Consider the following 670-nt stretch of genomic DNA (forward strand, 5'->3'; position numbering starts at 1 on the left):
TAAAGAGGCCTTTTCAGCCTCAACTAGAAAAGCTAAAGTCGAAAGCGTTGCAGTGCCTCTATCATCGATACCTTACAACATAAATCAACCAGGCAGTGACCTTGAGCAGATCAATCAAGCGATTGAGAAGTTTACCTCCTTACGTATTAAACAGCGCTTNGAAGACACTCTTGAGCTTCCACCTCTGCCTCAGAGTGCACAAGAAATTATTCGCCTTCGCTCCAACCCTGATGCAGGCGCTGATGAACTGGCAGATATCATCGAAAAAGATCCAAGCCTTGCTGCTCAGGTAGTTAGCTGGGCTTCCAGCTCATTTTACAATGCACCCGGAAAGATCAAGTCAGTTCACGACGCGATCATCAGGGTATTGGGCTTTGATATGGTGATGAACCTGGCAATGGGTTTAGCTCTGGGAAGAACACTAAAAGTTCCTAAGGATGAGCCAAAAGGTTATGCCCCCTATTGGCAGCAAGCCATGTGGCTAGCTCTAGGTACGACCTCAATTCTAAGCAAAATTGACCCGACTTATCGCCCCAGTTTCGGCTTGTCTTATCTTTCGGGCTTGCTGCATAACTTTGGTTATTTGGTGCTTGCACACGTCTTCCCGCCTCACTTCTCGTTGATGTGTCGCTATATTGAAGCAAACCCCCATTTAGACAGTGGCTATATT

The 670-nt window shown here is 46.5% G+C and carries 1 protein-coding gene; it reads left to right on the plus strand.

The window, feature by feature from the left end:
* Positions 1 to 670: HDOD domain-containing protein (locus tag A3729_RS08625; RefSeq protein WP_156497816.1), on the plus strand; the 670-nt coding region annotated here is incomplete at both ends.

It is taken from the genome of Oleiphilus sp. HI0043, assembly GCF_001634935.1.